The sequence below is a fragment of the Microvirga sp. P4_A5 genome, assembly GCF_056402495.1.
The window spans coordinates 1-927 of sequence record NZ_JBFUHH010000210.1 but is presented as its reverse complement, the minus strand read 5'-3'; the positions used below and the strand labels follow the sequence as shown (position 1 = coordinate 927).

2 protein-coding genes are annotated in these 927 nt (G+C 64.5%); both read right to left on the bottom strand.

Going from position 1 to position 927, the window contains the following annotated elements; genetic code table 11:
* Window positions 1–16: 16 nt before the first annotated feature.
* The gene (locus AC1DVM_RS23190; protein ID WP_477258500.1) at window positions 17–370 is read right to left on the bottom strand and encodes a hypothetical protein; all 354 of its coding nucleotides are present in this window, start codon (window positions 368–370) and stop codon (window positions 17–19) included.
* 149 nt (window positions 371–519) lie between these two features.
* On the bottom strand, window positions 520–927 hold a 408-nt coding region (locus tag AC1DVM_RS23185), incomplete at its 5' end, for a helix-turn-helix transcriptional regulator (protein ID WP_477258498.1).

The following is a 927-nucleotide window of genomic DNA, read 5'->3' as shown; positions in this document are numbered from 1 at the left end:
TCGCGGGCCCTTTTCGTTACCGACATACGGTCCGGCGGCTCGGCTGCCAGCCCCATCCGGGAACCCATTCGCTGGAGCGCTCCGTAAAGCAGGGGCGATAGAGCGGCGGCGGTGGCGGTGCATAATAGACCGGCTCGGGCGCGTAATAGACGGGCGGCGGCGGTGGCGGCGGGGCATAGACCGGCGCGGCGTAGACCGGAGCCTGCGAGGCGGCGATCGCACCGCCGACGGCCAATCCGCCCAGCACGCCGAGGGCGGCGGCGGCGCCGGGGTTCAATCGGTCCCGGGCGGCGGCCGGTTCGGAGATTGCGAGCCCGCCCATCAAGGCCATGGCCGCAACTCCTCCCGAGACAACTTTCATTACTTTCATGAGCGTCACCTTGAGCAAACGAGAGGCGATTCTTGCGCCTCTCCTCCCGCCATATTTAGTTCGCCCATCCTCACTGGAAGCTGAACGAACCAAGGCAAAGTTGCGTCGGGTCACCTCCATTGAAGACGTGGTAACGAATCCGTAAACCCTCAGGCCGCGGCGGATCGCAACGGAACCGAGAGCAGCACCCGGATGAGGTCGGCCTGTCGGTTGGTGTCGGTCTTGCGGAAGAGATTTTTCAGGTGGAACACCACCGTGGTCTGGGCGATCTCGCATTCCTCCGCGATCTGGTCGAGCCGCTTCCCGTCGATCAGCATCAGGGCGACGCGGGTCTCGGCCGGCGTGAGATTGTAGAGCCGCACGAGCGTGTCGCCCGACACCTTGGTGCGCTGCTCGGTATCGATGAGGAGGAGCACCACCGCGTCCGGTTTCTCGTGGGGTGAAAACCGCTGGCCGGGGACGAGGACCAGATAGGGCCGGCCGCCGGATTGACGGGGAAACGAGATGATCTCGTCGAGGAATTCCTCTTCGAACGCCTTTTTCAAACCCTCGTGCAG